The organism is Dyadobacter arcticus (assembly GCF_011762185.1).
GTDB classification, from domain to species: Bacteria; Bacteroidota; Bacteroidia; order Cytophagales; family Spirosomataceae; genus Dyadobacter; species Dyadobacter arcticus.
Genome location: NZ_JAASQJ010000003.1, coordinates 877,951 through 893,453, shown reverse-complemented (window position 1 = coordinate 893,453; position 15,503 = coordinate 877,951). Strand labels below are relative to the sequence as shown.

At 43.7% G+C, this 15,503-nt stretch carries 13 protein-coding genes; 5 read left to right on the top strand and 8 right to left on the bottom strand.

Annotated elements, in window-relative coordinates:
* Positions 1-29: 29 nt before the first annotated feature.
* Positions 30-1,985: a sialate O-acetylesterase gene (locus FHS68_RS17285; RefSeq protein ID WP_167272437.1), complete on the bottom strand. Its 1,956-nt coding sequence runs from the start codon at positions 1,983-1,985 to the stop codon at positions 30-32.
* Between the two features lie 78 nt (positions 1,986-2,063).
* On the opposite strand from FHS68_RS17285, the gene FHS68_RS17280 reads away from it, so the two are divergent.
* Positions 2,064-2,966 carry a glycosyltransferase gene (locus tag FHS68_RS17280; RefSeq protein ID WP_167272434.1) on the top strand — a complete coding sequence of 301 codons (903 nt, stop codon included), beginning with the start codon at positions 2,064-2,066 and terminating at the stop codon, positions 2,964-2,966.
* Here the strand turns inward: FHS68_RS17280 and FHS68_RS17275 are convergent.
* From FHS68_RS17275 to FHS68_RS17260, 4 genes are all read right to left on the bottom strand, one after another.
* Positions 2,963-3,772, bottom strand: coding sequence for a DUF5672 family protein (locus tag FHS68_RS17275; RefSeq protein WP_167272432.1), 810 nt, complete (start codon positions 3,770-3,772; stop codon positions 2,963-2,965). The genes FHS68_RS17280 and FHS68_RS17275 overlap by 4 nt on opposite strands.
* Before the next feature lie 27 nt (positions 3,773-3,799).
* Positions 3,800-4,747 (bottom strand): hypothetical protein, encoded by a 948-nt coding sequence (locus tag FHS68_RS17270; RefSeq protein ID WP_167272430.1) that lies wholly within the window; start codon positions 4,745-4,747, stop codon positions 3,800-3,802.
* Positions 4,748-4,765: 18 nt separating this feature from the next.
* Positions 4,766-6,589, bottom strand: coding sequence for an ABC transporter ATP-binding protein (locus FHS68_RS17265; protein WP_167272428.1), 1,824 nt, complete (start codon positions 6,587-6,589; stop codon positions 4,766-4,768).
* A gap of 111 nt (positions 6,590-6,700) precedes the next feature.
* Positions 6,701-7,684 (bottom strand): glycosyltransferase family 2 protein, encoded by a 984-nt coding sequence (locus tag FHS68_RS17260; protein ID WP_167272426.1) that lies wholly within the window; start codon positions 7,682-7,684, stop codon positions 6,701-6,703.
* Positions 7,685-8,477: 793 nt separating this feature from the next.
* On the opposite strand from FHS68_RS17260, the gene FHS68_RS17255 reads away from it, so the two are divergent.
* Positions 8,478-9,659, top strand: a complete 1,182-nt coding sequence (locus FHS68_RS17255) for a putative sensor domain DACNV-containing protein (RefSeq protein WP_167272424.1) — start codon at positions 8,478-8,480, stop codon at positions 9,657-9,659.
* A 4-nt stretch (positions 9,660-9,663) separates the two neighbouring features.
* Here the strand turns inward: FHS68_RS17255 and dinB are convergent, their stop codons facing one another.
* Positions 9,664-10,749: a DNA polymerase IV gene (gene dinB, locus FHS68_RS17250; protein ID WP_208408337.1), complete on the bottom strand. Its 1,086-nt coding sequence runs from the start codon at positions 10,747-10,749 to the stop codon at positions 9,664-9,666.
* 199 nt (positions 10,750-10,948) lie between these two features.
* Here dinB and FHS68_RS17245 point away from each other — a divergent pair, with 199 nt between their 5' ends.
* Positions 10,949-13,096, top strand: a complete 2,148-nt coding sequence (locus FHS68_RS17245; protein ID WP_167272407.1) for a M43 family zinc metalloprotease — start codon at positions 10,949-10,951, stop codon at positions 13,094-13,096.
* Between the two features lies 1 nt (position 13,097).
* Here FHS68_RS17245 and FHS68_RS17240 read toward each other — a convergent pair whose 3' ends face one another.
* Both FHS68_RS17240 and FHS68_RS17235 read right to left on the bottom strand, forming a co-directional pair.
* Positions 13,098-13,493 (bottom strand): hypothetical protein, encoded by a 396-nt coding sequence (locus FHS68_RS17240; protein WP_167272404.1) that lies wholly within the window; start codon positions 13,491-13,493, stop codon positions 13,098-13,100.
* Positions 13,494-13,509: 16 nt separating this feature from the next.
* Positions 13,510-13,683, bottom strand: a complete 174-nt coding sequence (locus FHS68_RS17235; protein WP_167272378.1) for a hypothetical protein — start codon at positions 13,681-13,683, stop codon at positions 13,510-13,512.
* 105 nt (positions 13,684-13,788) lie between these two features.
* Here FHS68_RS17235 and FHS68_RS17230 point away from each other — a divergent pair, with 105 nt between their 5' ends.
* Both FHS68_RS17230 and FHS68_RS17225 read left to right on the top strand, forming a co-directional pair.
* Positions 13,789-14,553, top strand: coding sequence for a 5'-nucleotidase C-terminal domain-containing protein (locus FHS68_RS17230; RefSeq protein ID WP_167272376.1), 765 nt, complete (start codon positions 13,789-13,791; stop codon positions 14,551-14,553).
* A complete protein-coding gene (locus FHS68_RS17225; protein WP_167272373.1) occupies positions 14,525-15,478 on the top strand; it encodes a bifunctional metallophosphatase/5'-nucleotidase in 954 nt (317 codons plus the stop codon). The genes FHS68_RS17230 and FHS68_RS17225 overlap by 29 nt, the downstream gene beginning before the upstream one ends.
* The last annotated feature ends 25 nt before the right edge of the window (positions 15,479-15,503 follow it).

The window sequence follows — 15,503 nt, the reverse complement described above, 5'->3', positions numbered from 1 at the left end:
TTCACTCATTCACTCATTCAAAATTGACATCATTGAAACTTCCCCTTCTCCGTAATCCCCGGCCAGTTATCCGTCCTGAACGCACTTGCTGGAAAGCCGTCGGTGCTGTACAGATTGGCGTCTTCGGGCGCATCCGACCAGCCGTATCTCACAGCCGCAGGCTTGGGCACTTTGGGATGGGATAACACTACTTTATTTCCCTGAATTTCCGCTTTCGCGTAATAAAAGACCTTATCGTCACCAGCGATTTCAAAGCCTTTCAGGTACTCATAGCGATCTTTGACCATTAATCCGTTTTCTGCATGTTTAAAGGAGATTACAGCTTTTGCATCATCAAATTGCGCATTGTCGAAAAGGGGTGATGCGTATGGAATGTCCATCCCATAATCCAGTTTAAGCGCATTTTTCGCCAGCCTGTGAGCCACATCTTGCTTATTCGTCGGGTGGATATCTTTGGGGTTGCCTACATCAGTGCTGACGGCCATCCCGGTTTTGGGCAGGCTTAATGTCATGTTTTGCGCTTCGCGCAGTTCGGCCCAATTGCTTCCCTGATTGCTACTTTGGTCGCTTCCAAAGCTGGATAGCTGTACCCAATAAAATGAAAAGTTATCGTTCCATGATTTGCGCCAATCGTTGATCATTAAAGGAAACGATTGACGGTACTGATAAGCTCTTCCCGCATTGCTTTCGCCCTGATACCAAAGACTTCCGCGAATTGCAAAAGGCAGCAGGGGCACAATCATGGCATTGTAAATGGTCGTTCCTACATTGTTCATCAAATGTGCGAACTCATGTTTCTCGGCAAACGACGGCATGAGATACCAATCTTTCGACAGGCTTATTTTTTTAGCACCTTCCTCAATATATAGATCATTGGCAGATCCCATAAAACCGGGACCGAACCAGGGAGTTGAGATCATATTGCCCGATTTGATGACCAATTGATTTTTCCCGGCCTTCCAGCTGCCGGCCGGGATCTGTATTTTTCGGACGCCTTTCAATGCGCTTTCGTTAATCAATTTTCCATTGATAAAAATTTCATTGGGACTGTCATTTTCAGGCAATGTCAGCATGGTTGATTTAGAGACAATGTCATCGGCCAGTTCAATTTCTTTGGCCATATAACCCTTACCCCGAAAACCCATTAAGCCTTTCCAATCCCATTGTCCAATCGGATCGGCTGCTTTTTGCCAGTTTCCAAAATCAGCATTGCCAGATACATATTTTTTCTCATCCTCTGCAGTAGGCATTGCAGACTCACTTTTCAAAAGCTGCTTTTTAAGTTTGGCTCCCATTACCAAATCCGCATCCTCCCATGTTTTTGGCATGGTCTGCGCGTATGATTTCAATTCATTATCAGCCATCATGGCTTCTTTGCTGATCCAGCCTTCGATCTGCGAACCACCCCAGGATGAATGCAGGATACCAATAGGAACATTCAGTTTTTGGTATAATTCGCGGGCGAAGAAAAAGCCGATCGCTGAAAAGCCACCAACTGTTTCCTCGGAAGCTATTTCCCATTCGCCGGTTTTGAGATCCTTTTCCGGCGTGAGCGTTACCAAATGTTCAACCCTGAAATGTCGAATTTGGGGAAATTCGGCGTTTTGCTTTTCTTTTTCATAATTATTCGCAGCCCGTACCGGCCATTCCATGTTGGATTGTCCGGAGCAAAGCCATACTTCTCCGATCAGCACATCACTGATGCTTGAATTGCCCGACTTCGCTGTTACTAAGAGTGTATGCGGGCCACCAGCTTCCAATGCCTTAATTGTAACCATCCATTTTCCTGAGGCATCGCTCTTCGCTTCGGCCGTATGACCAGCCAGTGCCACTTTTACTTTTTCGCCTGCCTTTGCCCAACCCCAAACCGGAATTGGTTTTTGCCTTTGTAATACAACGTGATCGGAAAATAGGCGCGCTAATTTTACCTGGCCAAAGACGGTCGTGTTGACGATGAGTAATAGGACGAGAAGCAAGCGGTTCATAATAATTCTTGGAATTGATAATGGTTATAAAACACGATGAAGGGGCGGATTCTACTTAAACTATTAACTTTACGCTTCATGATATCTGTTATAATATGCTCTGTCGACCCCCAGGATTTATCTGTCGTAAAGGAGAATATTGAGAAAACCATTGGGACAAAATACGAAATCATCGCGTTCGACAATTCACAGGATCAAAAAGGTATTTGTGAAATATATAACCTTGGAATTCAGCGTGCTAAGTACGAATATCTTTGCTTTATGCATGAAGACATCGAGATGCTGACGGCGGAATGGGGAGTAAAGGTTATCGAGATTTTCGAAAAAAATAAGGAATTGGGCCTTTTTGGTATTGCTGGCGGAGGGTATAAATCGCTGGTACCTTCCAGCTGGTACAATGCAGATTTAGAAATAAATGGTCAGTTCTACTGCAATTTGATCCAGGGGTTTAAATATGGAGGCAAGAAAGAATTTCTTGACCATCGGAATCCAAAAAATGAAAGGCTTTCGCTGGTGGCAACCATTGATGGCTGCTGGATGTGCGCGCGAAAATCTATTTTGCCAGCAAAGGCATTTGATCAAAATCTATTGACTGGCTTTCATGGTTACGACATCGATTTTTCACTAACGGTAGGGCAAAAGCATCAGGTAGCGGTCACTTATGATATCCTTTTAAAGCATTTTTCCGAGGGAACGTTTTCGAAGCAATGGGAAGATGCCATACTGAAAATCCATAAAAAATGGAGTCGGCATTTACCAGTGAATGTGGACGGACTGGATGAAAAAATGATGCTGCGTTATGAAAGACGGGCCTTTAAAATGTTCTTCAACAGGCAGTTAAACCTAGGAAGTTCGTATGACAAATTAATTGCAATCATTTGGAATGCACGTCATTCACGTATTTTCGGGCCTTTTAAATGGTATAAGGTCTACGCTGACCTTTGGCGTGTTTGGAGAAAGCGGGATAGAAGCATTACTTAAACTTTGTATCCCAAATCGGTTAGGTAAGGTTTCCAGAAATCGAGATGGTGGTCCCAGGAATGACAGCCGAAAGGAAGTTTACCACCGTTAAATTTTACGCCCCGCTCGGGATTATTTTCAATGGAAAATTTATAGGCCGTTTTGAAAGAAGGGATTTTGAGCCTGCGAAGTTTGCGGTTCACTTCAATGCTCCAGAATACATCTTCGTGAAACTGGTGTTCGGTGCGCAAATGATATTCATTTATTTTTTCCTGCATTCGGCTGGCCAATCCGAAAAATTTCTCTACCCTTCGCAAAGAAAATCCGCCATTACCTACCTGATTATCAAATTGACGCTGGCTTGGCAAGCCGTCTTCTATGGTATTGCGCCACTGATGATAGAAAGTAATGAGTTTGGTTTTCGTGGCTTTGATGATGTCAGGCTCTGCCAGCCGCTTGGGCCAGGGAGCGCCAATGTAATCGTATCCGCTATTACACCAAAGCAGGAGCGAATCGCTAAACACAAAAGCATCCAGCTGGTAAATCAAAATAAACTCGAAATCATTGAGTTTTTCGTAAAAATTGGCGCTTAGCATCAGGCTATTGTAACCCTGGACTCCCTGAAAGAATGTTTTGTCGAAAGTGATAATCTGGCTGAAATTCGAACCGGCTCCCAATTCTGATAAGTCGAGCCCTTCCGGGGCTACTGCGATGATTGGATGATTGGAGAGGACTTTTTGGCATTGCATTAAAGATATCTTTTCAAATGCAGAAAGCTCCGTTTTATAAATGGGGATGACAACAGCTGCTTTTTTCTTTGAATCCATATCTGACAATCAGCTTTTCAAAACGGTTTATTTTTGTTCATCAAGCGTTTTGACCAGCGATTCAAGGTGCTCCTGGAAGAAGAAATCGTATCCATTTCCGCCTTCAGGCACTACATTGATCACTTCAAAAGAAGTTTCCAGGATACGCGGGACTTTCAGGCCTTCGGCAATGGAGTAGGGAAATGATTGGTTTCCGATAAAAAACTTCGCCCCTGCGATGATTTGGGCCATTTGCATAAAATCATCGACCTGTACCCACTGAATGTGAGGGATTGTTTTCTTGATATCAATAAATTCCGATTCTACCCCAATGAACACAATATTTTGATAGTCATTCAGGAATTTATAGTTGATCGTATAATTCCGGTAACGCTCGCTTCTGGCCATCACGATGGTATCAGAATAACTTTTATCAGGTTCTACATTCAGCCATGACTTCCATAAAACCGGATTGACGCCGGTCAGGTAACTGCACCAGCGGGCAATGTTGCCTTTATCCAAGGGTATGCCTCCGGCGCGGAAATAATCGAGGTCGATATCGATAATCTGATCCGTATGAATGTCGATCAGGTCAATGTAGGGCTGCGGTTTCAGAAGGGTAATCAGCATTTCTGCCATTTTCTGATTCATCATCACATTTCCCAATGGATGTGAGTTGTAACCCGAAAGGATCAGGGGCTGGCCTAAGCGCAGATATAATTCTATTTTAACATTGGTAAAATTGCGAATGGCTTCGATGGTAGGCAACGCATAAATTATATCGCCGGCATTGCCGCTGTGACTCAGCCTGATACGGCCATTTTGCTCGGCGTATTTTTTAATTTTTGCGGGGCTGGTTAGTTTTTCCGCCTCCGTAATGAAGTTAGCAAATGCCAACTGTTTCTGATTTCTTAACTCCCACTTGTACTGCTTGTAACGGATTTTGTCCGTATGTTTCAGCCAAAGCCTGGAAATCAGATTTCTCTTTTTGAACATATTCACTAATTGATAAAACTACTCATTAAATGTCTGCATATCGATCAGCCGTTTGTAGAGGCCTCCGTGTGCGATCAGCTCGAAATGAGATCCTTGCTCAACAATTTTCCCATCTTCCAAAACCAGTATCTTATCCGCTTTCTGGATCGTGCTCAATCGGTGCGCGATGACAAGAGACGTCCTGTTTTGCATCAGATTGTTCAGGGCTTCCTGCACCAGTTTTTCCGATTCTGTATCTAATGCTGAGGTAGCTTCATCTAAAAGCATGATCGGCGGGTTTTTTAATACTGCCCTGGCAATGCAGATCCTTTGTTTTTGTCCTCCCGAAAGCTTCATACCCCGATCCCCGATGTTACTCCAGTAGCCATTTTCGGTGTCCGTAATGAATTCGTGGGCATTCGCCACTCTGGCAGCCGCTTCCACTTGCTCTAAGGTAGCATCCGGATTACCAAATGCAATGTTATTGAAAATCGTATCATTGAAAAGCATGGATTCCTGATTGACAAATCCGAAAAGCGACCAGAGCGATTCCAGTTTGATTTGTTTCACATTGATCCCGTCAATGGTCACTGCACCATCCTGCGCGTCGATAAATCTCGGGATTAAGTCCATTAAGGTAGACTTACCACCGCCAGACGGCCCGACCAGGGCAACCGTTTTCCCTTTCGGTATCACAACATTAATTGATTTTAGAACGGGCCGGGCGGGATAAGAAAAAGAGAGATTTTCGAGCTTAATACCTTCATTGAATTCAACAATATCAACAGCATCCGGGGCGTCCCTGATTTCAGGCTTTTCATCAATCAATTCCAAAACACGCTCGCCTGCTGCAATACCCGCGTGAATCGTGCTGAACGAATCCGTGATTGCTTTGGCAGGACGCATCACCTGGGAGAATAATGCAATGTAGGCTACAAATTTAGAAACGCTCAGTTCCGACTGATTATCAAGAATTAAGGAGCCGCCATAAAGCACAATGATGGCGACCATGGTTACGCCAAGAAACTCTGAAACCGGAGAACTAAGCTGCTGCCGACGTGCCATCTTACGTCCAAGTTCAGAATAGCGGACATTTTCCTGATGGAATTTATCCTTGATTTCCTCGGTAGCATTAAATGCTTTGATCACTTTGATTCCAGACAATGCTTCGTCGAGGTAACTGATCATTAAACCAAAAAGGTGCTGCGCCTGGCTTGCCTGTTCCTTTAATCTTTTTACGATCCTGGAAATCAGAAACGCGGATATTGGAATAACCAGAATAGCGAAAAACGTAAGCTTTGCGGAAGTAGCGAAAAGCATGAAGATATAGGCCAGTAATTGCAGGGGTTCTTTGAAAACAACCTGTAATGTTCCCGTGACGGAAAACTGTACTACCTGTACGTCGGAAGCGATTTTTGAAATAATATCCCCTTTTCTCTGGCTGCTGAAATAGCCCACATGCAGGTTCATCACATTGTTAAAGACCTTTTTGCGCAAGCTCAGCAAGGTATGGATCCGGAGATTTTCCATGATCCTTTGCGAAAAGTATTTGAAGACATTGGATAGCAATACGGAAGCGACAATGATACCGCAGACGATTTGCAAAGCCCCATGCGGGCCATACGTGAGGTTGGCTTGTTGCGCGTAATAATTGAGCAACCCGGTAACATCGAACCAGCTATTTGGCTTGGTAACCAGCTCTGCCTCAGCAGAATTGTTATTGAATAAGGTTGTGAGCAGCGGAGCAAGAAGCGCCAGATTTAATGTATTGAATATGACCCCCAGAACTGTACAAAAGACGTATGGAAAAGCAAATCGGGCAATGGGTTGAGCAAAGGATAATAATCGGAAGTATGTTTTCATTATTAAAAGGTGGCAACACGGGGTGTGCCTAAAAAGTAAAAGCCGGAAATCGTTAAATTTCCGGTTTGGGGATGCAAATTACTGCTTATCCGTTTAGAGTAGCGTCGGTGACTATAATTTAATTACCTGCTTGTATTTAAGCATGATATGAATATTCTTGATAACGTCGATAATCCCAATGTTAGACTTATGGATTTTCATTTGTCTCTTGAACGCGGTTTTCTTCATTTTTAGCTCATTCATATTTCTCAGAAAATCAACATATGCCTGGGCTTTGTAGAATTGAAGTGTCAAAATACTGGGAAGCACATCGCTTAGCACAACCTGCAAATGATATAGATTCAGATCAGCTCCGTGCAGATGCAAATGATGCATGTAGTAGCGATTGCGGAAATAAATCCGTTTGATGGAATTCGCATCTTTATGGCTTTTAGTGCTTGCAGATACCTCGTGACGGCATACCGCGTTGTGCTCGTAATAGCATTTCCAGCCCAATCGCCATGCCCGGATCGACATTTCCTGATCTTCTCCATAATAGGGATTAAACATCTCATTGAACCCGTTGATGGCTTTCAGCTTCCTGGTGTCCATTAATGCGATGGCGCCGGAAAGGTAGAATGTAGGGGTGAGGCTGTCGGAATCCTGCAGATAAAAGAAATTACTTGGCTTGATCTTCCTTCCCAGAATTTTGGGAGACCGGGCGGCATCCAGAATGTTGTCATCCTCCATGCCAATGATGCGGCCCATCACACCAAAAGTATCTTCGAGCTCAAAATATTTGTAAAGTTTTTCGAAATAACCTTCTTCCAACGTCACATCTGTGTTGAGCAGGAAGATAAGGTCATTAAAGGCTTTTTTGATTCCCAGGTTACAAGTATTCGCAAAACCTGAGTTTTTTTCTTTGCGGATTATGGTAATGTTGTCGCCATAATTTTCTTCTAAATAATTGACTGAGTCATCTGTGGAGGCGTCGTCCACCACGATGATCTGAACTTTGGGACCAAGTCCGTTGAGTATCTTGTAATTGTTCTCAAAATATTTTTCGAACAAATGTTTTCCGTTAAAATTCGGAATTACTACGGAGATGCTTTTCATTAATCATACAGTTTAGTGTAGCGTATAATGTTTTATCGATAGCTTTTCTTTTTTACATCGCAGTGAAGCACTGCCTGTTGTTAAATAATTGAACCAATGAAAAATTGTATTTTCTAAGCTCTCAAAAACTATATACGCCTGGTATCAGAATGACTTGAATTTCTGTAATTCAAGCAACAAAATTTTCAGGATTAGTTAATCCCGGACACTATTTAAAGATAGATTCAGAGAAGGGAGGAATTGAACTTAAATCAGAAGCCCGAATTTGATTTATAGATTTAGGTCAGGCTTTACGGGATTTTCCGAACACTTAATTTGATTATTACAACTTTGTGTTCTTATACTGAGAAAATAACGGGATTGTTGCAAGCAAGGTATATTTTTCAGAAAATCAAGCATAACTTCTAACTGTTTTAACAAATGTTCGCGGCAAATTATTTACCGGCATGTTTTGAATGATACAATACTCTACGGATTGGTTGCAAGAACATTTGATAAAATTTATTCGATATTGAAGGGCCACTTTTATTTATTTCGGAAGCAATTCAATATCAGTGTGGAAACCAAAAATTGTGGGTAGGGTTTAATTGAATGTGTGAAAAAAAATACTCAGTGCGTTTTTAGAGAACGATCTTTCAGGGTTTAAATGATTGTGGCAGCCCAACTTTTTGAGAAAAGTCTTTGTTCAACCAAGTAACTCGGCTTCAATTCAACCTAAGTGCGCTGCAACGCGGGTTGCAACCGCGTTGCAGCCTTTGACACTGCTCCTTTTCAAAATTTCAGGTAATGCGAAATGACGGATAATCCAGAATTTAACATCAAAACCGGCGATACAGTACCGGTATCTACCTATAAAGCTGCGCGTTCTGTGGCTGCGCTGGTAGCAGCTCATTTTGAGCGTCACCATATTTCGGTTGGCAAATATTACGAGCACGAACTGGCTCCCAAGCCCGATGCTAAAATCGTTGAAACAATCATCGATACAACTTTTTGGGCGAGTTTGCGACGTGAGGAGGGTAGGTCACCCAAGGTGTCCATTGCCTACTTGCCGCCTGAATCTGCGGAGCATCCCCTGATTTTTGCTGAGAAACTTTCATTGACAGCCAATGTCCTAACCAAGCTTGCACCCGCAGTAGAACGCTCAGGTATTCATTTGGGTGTTTGGATGGATGGTGACGAATTGCGCATATGGGGTACTACAAGGGTTATTCCCGGATTGTGTTTCGTATTGGAGGTTATCGAACCGGGCATGCTGGTCATTAAGCATCGCAGGGTGGATGGGTTTGGGAAATTCGTTAATGTTGCGGTCTTGAAAGGCGATCAGGTGAAAATTGTGAACGAACAAAGCGGAAAAGTCCGTGATTGTCCGTCTGTGATCAATTCTATGATCGGTTTTGGTTCCAGACCGCTTTGGAATGAATCGCCCAATTTGCTGGTGCAACTCGCGGTTTCCATGCGAAGCCACGAGCGCGGCGGTATTTTATTGGTTGTTCCAAAGGGCAAAGAAACCTGGCGAAATTCAATTATACATCCCATTACCTATCATGTTCAGCCTGCTTTTTCGGAGTTAGCAGAATTGAACAAACGATATCTGGCGGAACCCAATCCGATTTCATGGCAAAATCAATTTAGTTCGGCTATCAGCAATTTGGCAGGGTTAACTGCGGTTGATGGTGCTACAATCATCAACGATAGTTACGAATTGCTGGCATTTGGCGCGAAGATCGGCCGGGCTGCCGAAGGTTCCCCAGTGGAAGAAATGCTGGTTACCGAACCGATTATAGGCAATGTCGGACAGGTGATCCACCCGGTTCAGAATGGTGGGACAAGACACTTATCAGCTGCTCAGTTTGTATTCGATCAGCGGGATTCCATTGCGCTGGTTGCTTCGCAGGATGGTCGTTTTACGATCTTCTCCTGGTCTGGCTGTGAAAACAAAGTGCTGGCTTTCCGGGTAGATACATTGCTTTTGTAAGCAATCATGGAAACAATTCAAGCTGCTCCGGATTCTTTGGTTTTCTGGACTTAACCTCGATTTCCTGGAAATTCGACAGTGAAATGCCCAGCAACCTCACCGGCTTATCGTTCATTTCAACCTTATCAAGCAGTTGTTTCGCAGTCTCAATGATTGTATCCAGATCGCCTGTTGGCTGATTGAATGATTGATTTCTTGTAATTTGGGTAAAATCGCTGAACTTGACTTTGAGCGTAACGGTCCTTCCTTTCAGCTGATTTTTCTGCAACCTATTGAAGACAATCGCGCCGATTCTGTCGAGTTCCTTATACATTTCCTCCTGGGTGGTCAGGTCGTAAGTGAATGTATCTTCGGCTCCCAGCGATTTTGTTTCGCGGTGCGTTTGTACCTCACGGTCATCAATTCCCCTCACGATCTGATAATAAAAGTGTCCGGTCTTCCCGAAACGTTTTACGAGTTCATCCTCAGACAGCTTTTTGAGGTCCGCGCCGGTGTATAGCTGCATACTTTTCATTTTCTCGGCCGTAACCTTTCCTACTCCATGAAATTTTTCAACCGGCAGGTTATTCATGAAATTCTCGATTTTGGAAGGGCCTATGAAGGTTAATCCATTGGGTTTATCAAGGTCTGAGGCGATTTTTGCAACAAATTTGTTGATCGAAACACCAGCCGAAGCGGTAAGGTTTAATTCTTCAAAAATCTCTTTCTTAATTCGTTTAGCGATTTCCAATGCCGAACCGATTTGCAGTTTATCTTCCGAAACATCCAGGTATGCTTCATCCAGCGAAAGCGGTTCGATTAAGTCCGTATATCTCGAAAAGATCTCCCGAATGCTTCTGGAAACGGCTTTATACACTTCAAATCTAGGAGAAACAAAAATGATATTCGGACAAAGCTGAATGGCATTGCGTGACGACATGGCCGAACGGACGCCAAATTTACGGGCCTCATAACTCGCCGTCGCCACCACACCCCGACCCGTGGGGGAGCCGCCCACAGCCAGCGGTTTTCCTCTGTATTCAGGAAAATCACGCTGTTCTACCGATGCGTAAAAAGCGTCCATGTCGATATGAATGATCTTTCTTTGCATTGCTGGCATGCGTTGTGTATGGATCAAATGCGCATTGGAGGACAATTATGTCAATTAAAAACAAATTAAATAATTAACAATTCGCATCATTTAGCATTTTTTTTACGTACTAGATTGAGTATTTCGCCTGCGCCAGTCGCCTGCGCCAGCCGATTTAAGCCCAAATAAATATTTTCCAATCCGTTCCTGCATACATCTGATGCGATACACTATACCTATTTTTATTTGTTTCCTGATTATTCCACTACTGCTTATTCTTCCTTCTTCCGTGTTGATCGCGCAGGATAAATGCGGTACCATGGAGCTGCTTAGTAAAAGGTTTGTCGATCAGCCCTCATTAAAGTTGATGTTCGATCAGCGGGAAATCCGTCTGAAACAAATCATCAGTGATCGAATCAGGTCTGGAAAGTCCCTCAAATCAACCGAAGATGTTACCATACCTGTTGTATTTCACGTCGTCCTGACCCGCCAAAGCCAGGCATTGGTTACGGATGCGCAAATTATGACGCAGCTGGAAAGGATTAACAAAGACTATGCGGGCGCAGATGAAAACCTCTCCATTATTCCGGCCCATTTCAAATCACTTTTTGGAAAAACAGGCATTCAGTTTTGTTTGGCGCAACGCGCTCCCGACGATGCGCCTGCAACAGGTATCGTCCGTTACACTACCACCAGGAGCTCATTTGATTATACTACTAATCTGGTAAAACATGCTGAATCCGGCGGGGCCGATGCCTGGGATACGGATAAGTATCTGAATATCTGGATCTGTGATTTGTCTGGCGGTACTTTAGGTTATGCAACATTTCCGGACGATGGAGTGAAGGATGAGCAGGGCGTTGCAATAGACCTGGCATGTTTGCCCGGCGGTTCGGCAACCAATTACAATGAAGGTAAAACCTTGACCCACGAACTGGGCCATTATTTTAATTTATATCACATTTGGGGCGATGATAATGGCTCCTGCTCAGGCACCGATCAGGTAGATGATACACCAAACCAAGCCAATAGCACGACGACCTGCCGGACGGGCATAGTAACCGACAATTGCACGCCAAACTCTCCAGGTATTATGTACCAAAATTATATGGATTACACATCGGATGGCTGTCTGGCGATGTTTACGAAAATGCAGGTGGCGCGAATGGAAGAGGCGTTCAATACTTACAGATCATTGCTGAGCTTTTCTAATGGATGTACGCCTGTGGATGTAAAAAGCAAGGATGCATCGTTAAAAAGCATTTTACAGCCTGATCAGAGATTGTGTACAAATACCTTCACGCCGAGTGTTACGCTGGTTAACAAAGGCAGCGAAACGCTGACCTCCGTAATAATCCATGCTGTCATAGACAATGGTACTGTGGTAAATTTCACCTGGACGGGCTCACTCGCAACTTATGCGGAGACGACGGTTACTTTGCCCACATTGACAACCGTTGAAGGGAACCATGTACTGAGCATTTACACCTCTAACCCCAATGGTGCGGCAGACGAGGATACTGCCAACGACGCCCTTGCACTGGATTTCATTTACTACGAGCCGATCAATCCTCCGGTGACAGAAAGTTTCGAAGGTTTATTCCCGCCGCAAGGTTGGGATATTGTGAATGAAGATGGTGGCGCAACCTGGGAGAAAACGACCGCGGCTGCTAAAACAGGAACTGCATCCGTAAGAATCGGTAATTTCGATAATGAAGCGGTTGGCCAACGGGATTATCTTAGACTTCCGACAGTGAACATTGCGGGAACGGATTCAGCGTTTGTGTCTTTCCAGGTGGCTGCGGCAACTTATACTAATACTTCGGCGCAAAGTAATGTGTGGGACACACTTCAGGTGATGATCAGTACGGATTGTGGCCAGACCTATACCAGTGTTTACAAAAAATGGGGATCAACGCTGATCACGCGAAGTGCTGCTACGAGAGTCGCATTTACGCCGGCTGCGAGTGAGTGGAGACGAGAGGAGATCAATATCAGTAATTTCATTGGCCAGGGCGAGGTATTGGTGGCCTTCCTGAATACGAATGGTAATGAGAACAATGTTTTTCTGGACGATATCAATCTGCGGACGGTGACCGTGAATCCAAATCTGAAAGAAGCAGGGTTCTTAGTATCACCAAACCCAACCAGCGGATTGTTTTCCGTGCAGTTCTATCCGCATCCTGCCAACCTGAAATCAGTAACGATTTACAATGCATCCGGACAGAAAATTGCTGAGGAGTTGACTAATGGTAATGTAGCTACCAATGTTTACGATTTCGACCTGACGCATTACGCCAGCGGACTCTACATTGTCAAAGCAGAGTTTTCGGACAGGGTTTTGACAAAGAAGATTATCAAAAATTAAATCAATATATCCTTTTAACAATTACTTTGCTGTTCGTCTGAGTGACTGCAAATTCCTTGGCATTCTCATTGGGTGGAGAAATAAAGATCTGTTTTTTCTTCTTTCCGTCAGTGCTTACCCAATTTGCCGAGTAAATCTCGGGTAGTGCTCCTGTGTAAATCGGGTGGTTTTCTGAAGCCATAAATACTTCTTCCTGTTCGTAAGCCATTTCAAGATCGCTTCCTTCAATGATGTCACAAATAATTTTCAATCCTCCCGTATCCCCGTCGACCAACCCTTTGATCCTGGCTTTTCCAAAGAAGGGATCCTCTTCAAATTCCCAGCGAATGTAATATTCTATCACATTTCCTATCTGAGAATCAATATAGTCGGCAGTAAGCAGTTGTTCCTTGTGCATAGTTGATGTTAGTTTCTTATCCTTCCTTCAAAGCAATTTTCTGACGCCCGTAAGTATGAGGCATTTTGACAAATGTAATTGGAACCATGTTGTTTCCAAAAATAATAGGCTGTGTTTCACCAATATTTAGAATTTTGAAAAATTGCATGTGCTGAATGGCCCGCGAACCGCGTCCTTCGGGTGCAGCCATTCGGGGTTATAGCGCCGATTTAATGGCTGGTAAGTCAACAAACGGGTACGCTAGCTAGTCGAATCCGGATATTACGTGCTAATTTAGTAGTTCAAATCAGCGTTCATGAAAATTCAGACTCATTTCAGACCCTTCATTTTAACGGTACCCCTTTGGATTGCCCTTATATGTTCCTGCCAGAAACATCTGACGCTGTCGAAAAATGAGTACAAACAATACGGCATTGATCAGCAGGCAGGCGAGGACTCGTCGATTGTAAAATACTACCTTCCTTATAAAGAAAAAATGCAGGCTGAAATGGACAAGGTGATCGGGCAAACAGAGCAGGCGCTGACTAAGCCTGGACAGCCGGAAACGCTGATGGGCAATTATTTTGCGGATGCAATGCTGAAAGAAGGCTTGAAAAAAGATCCGAACATTCAATTTACATTCTCAACAAAAGGAGGCCTGCGAAGCACGTTTCCAAAAGGGGATATCACGGTTTCAGATGTTTTTGAGCTAATGCCTTTTGAAAATGAGATGGTCACGTTGAAATTAACTGGTGCATCGGTTCAGCAACTCATTGACTTTATCGTGAAAAAAGATGGCGAACCGATTTCAGGTATGCGGCTTAAGATCAAAGATGGAAAAGCATATGATATCACCATTGGAAATCAGCCATTTGACATCAATAAAACCTACAATTTGCTAACGTATGATTATCTGGCTGATGGCGGAGACGAACTGGACTTTCTGAAAAAGCCGGTTGAGAGAAAGGATATTGGAATCAAATTAAGGGATGCATTGCTTGACAACATTAACGATCTGACGGCTCAGGGAAAAAAAATAACTGCTCAACTTGATGGAAGAATTATTATTGACAAAAACTAACCGCAGGGATTTCCTGAAAAAAGGAGCAGGTGCTGCGGCGATATTTACACTGGGGACTGTACCATTTACTGCTTTTGGCAGGGATTCAAATGTCCAGCTTACCATTCTTCATACGAATGATGTGCATAGCCGCATTGAACCGTTCCCGATGGATGGCTCTCGCAACCAGGGTTTGGGTGGCGTGGCAAGAAGGGCTGCATTGGTCAAGAAAATCCGGCAAGAACAACCAAATGTGCTCTTACTGGATGCAGGAGATGTTTTTCAGGGAACACCGTATTTTAATTTATATGGCGGTGAGGTGGAAATGACGGTGATGAGCGACATGGGTTATGACGCGGCAACCATGGGTAATCATGATTTTGACAATGGGATAGCCGGTTTTGTTAAGCAGCTGCCGCATGCCAATTTTCCCTTTTTGGTAAGCAATTACAATTTTGAGAATACGGAGTTAAAAGGCAAAATCCAATCGTATAAGATCTTCAAAAAGCAAGGGATAAAAATCGGTGTATTCGGGCTTGGACTTGAGTTGAACGGATTGGTCAATAAGAAAAATTATGGCGAAACGGTTTATACAGATCCAATCGCCAAAGCCAATGAAGTTGCTTCGATTTTGAAAAATGAGGAGCATTGCGATCTGATAATCTGCCTTTCCCATTTGGGCTACAAGTACAGAGAGGAAAAGGTTTCGGATCAAATACTGGCTAAATCAACCCGAAATATCAATCTCATTATTGGCGGGCATACGCATACTTTCATGAAAGCCCCGGAAGATATTTTGAACCTGGACGGCAAGGTAACGACGATCAATCAGGTGGGTTTTGCAGGGATTAATCTCGGCAGGCTGGATTATTTTTTCAACCGCGAATCCGGCAAACACAAGATGGTATCGGCCGTTTATCCGGTTCACGAGTACGGACTCGCATAGTTTTCGGCAGCATTATTCCATGTGC

Bases quoted from the DNA above. Each gene is read 5' to 3' on its own strand.
- FHS68_RS17225 (WP_167272373.1), top strand. From the start codon at position 14,525: ATGGAAGAATTATTATTGACAAAAACTAACCGCAGGGATTTCCTGAAA.
- FHS68_RS17235 (WP_167272378.1), bottom strand. From the start codon at position 13,683: ATGGCTGCACCCGAAGGACGCGGTTCGCGGGCCATTCAGCACATGCAA.
- FHS68_RS17260 (WP_167272426.1), bottom strand. From the start codon at position 7,684: ATGAAAAGCATCTCCGTAGTAATTCCGAATTTTAACGGAAAACATTTG.
- FHS68_RS17280 (WP_167272434.1), top strand. From the start codon at position 2,064: ATGATATCTGTTATAATATGCTCTGTCGACCCCCAGGATTTATCTGTC.
- FHS68_RS17245 (WP_167272407.1), top strand. From the start codon at position 10,949: ATGCGATACACTATACCTATTTTTATTTGTTTCCTGATTATTCCACTA.
- FHS68_RS17275 (WP_167272432.1), bottom strand. From the start codon at position 3,772: ATGGATTCAAAGAAAAAAGCAGCTGTTGTCATCCCCATTTATAAAACG.
- FHS68_RS17270 (WP_167272430.1), bottom strand. From the start codon at position 4,747: ATGTTCAAAAAGAGAAATCTGATTTCCAGGCTTTGGCTGAAACATACG.
- FHS68_RS17255 (WP_167272424.1), top strand. From the start codon at position 8,478: ATGACGGATAATCCAGAATTTAACATCAAAACCGGCGATACAGTACCG.
- FHS68_RS17230 (WP_167272376.1), top strand. From the start codon at position 13,789: ATGAAAATTCAGACTCATTTCAGACCCTTCATTTTAACGGTACCCCTT.
- FHS68_RS17265 (WP_167272428.1), bottom strand. From the start codon at position 6,589: ATGAAAACATACTTCCGATTATTATCCTTTGCTCAACCCATTGCCCGA.
- FHS68_RS17285 (WP_167272437.1), bottom strand. From the start codon at position 1,985: ATGAACCGCTTGCTTCTCGTCCTATTACTCATCGTCAACACGACCGTC.
- dinB (WP_208408337.1), bottom strand. From the start codon at position 10,749: ATGCAAAGAAAGATCATTCATATCGACATGGACGCTTTTTACGCATCG.
- FHS68_RS17240 (WP_167272404.1), bottom strand. From the start codon at position 13,493: ATGCACAAGGAACAACTGCTTACTGCCGACTATATTGATTCTCAGATA.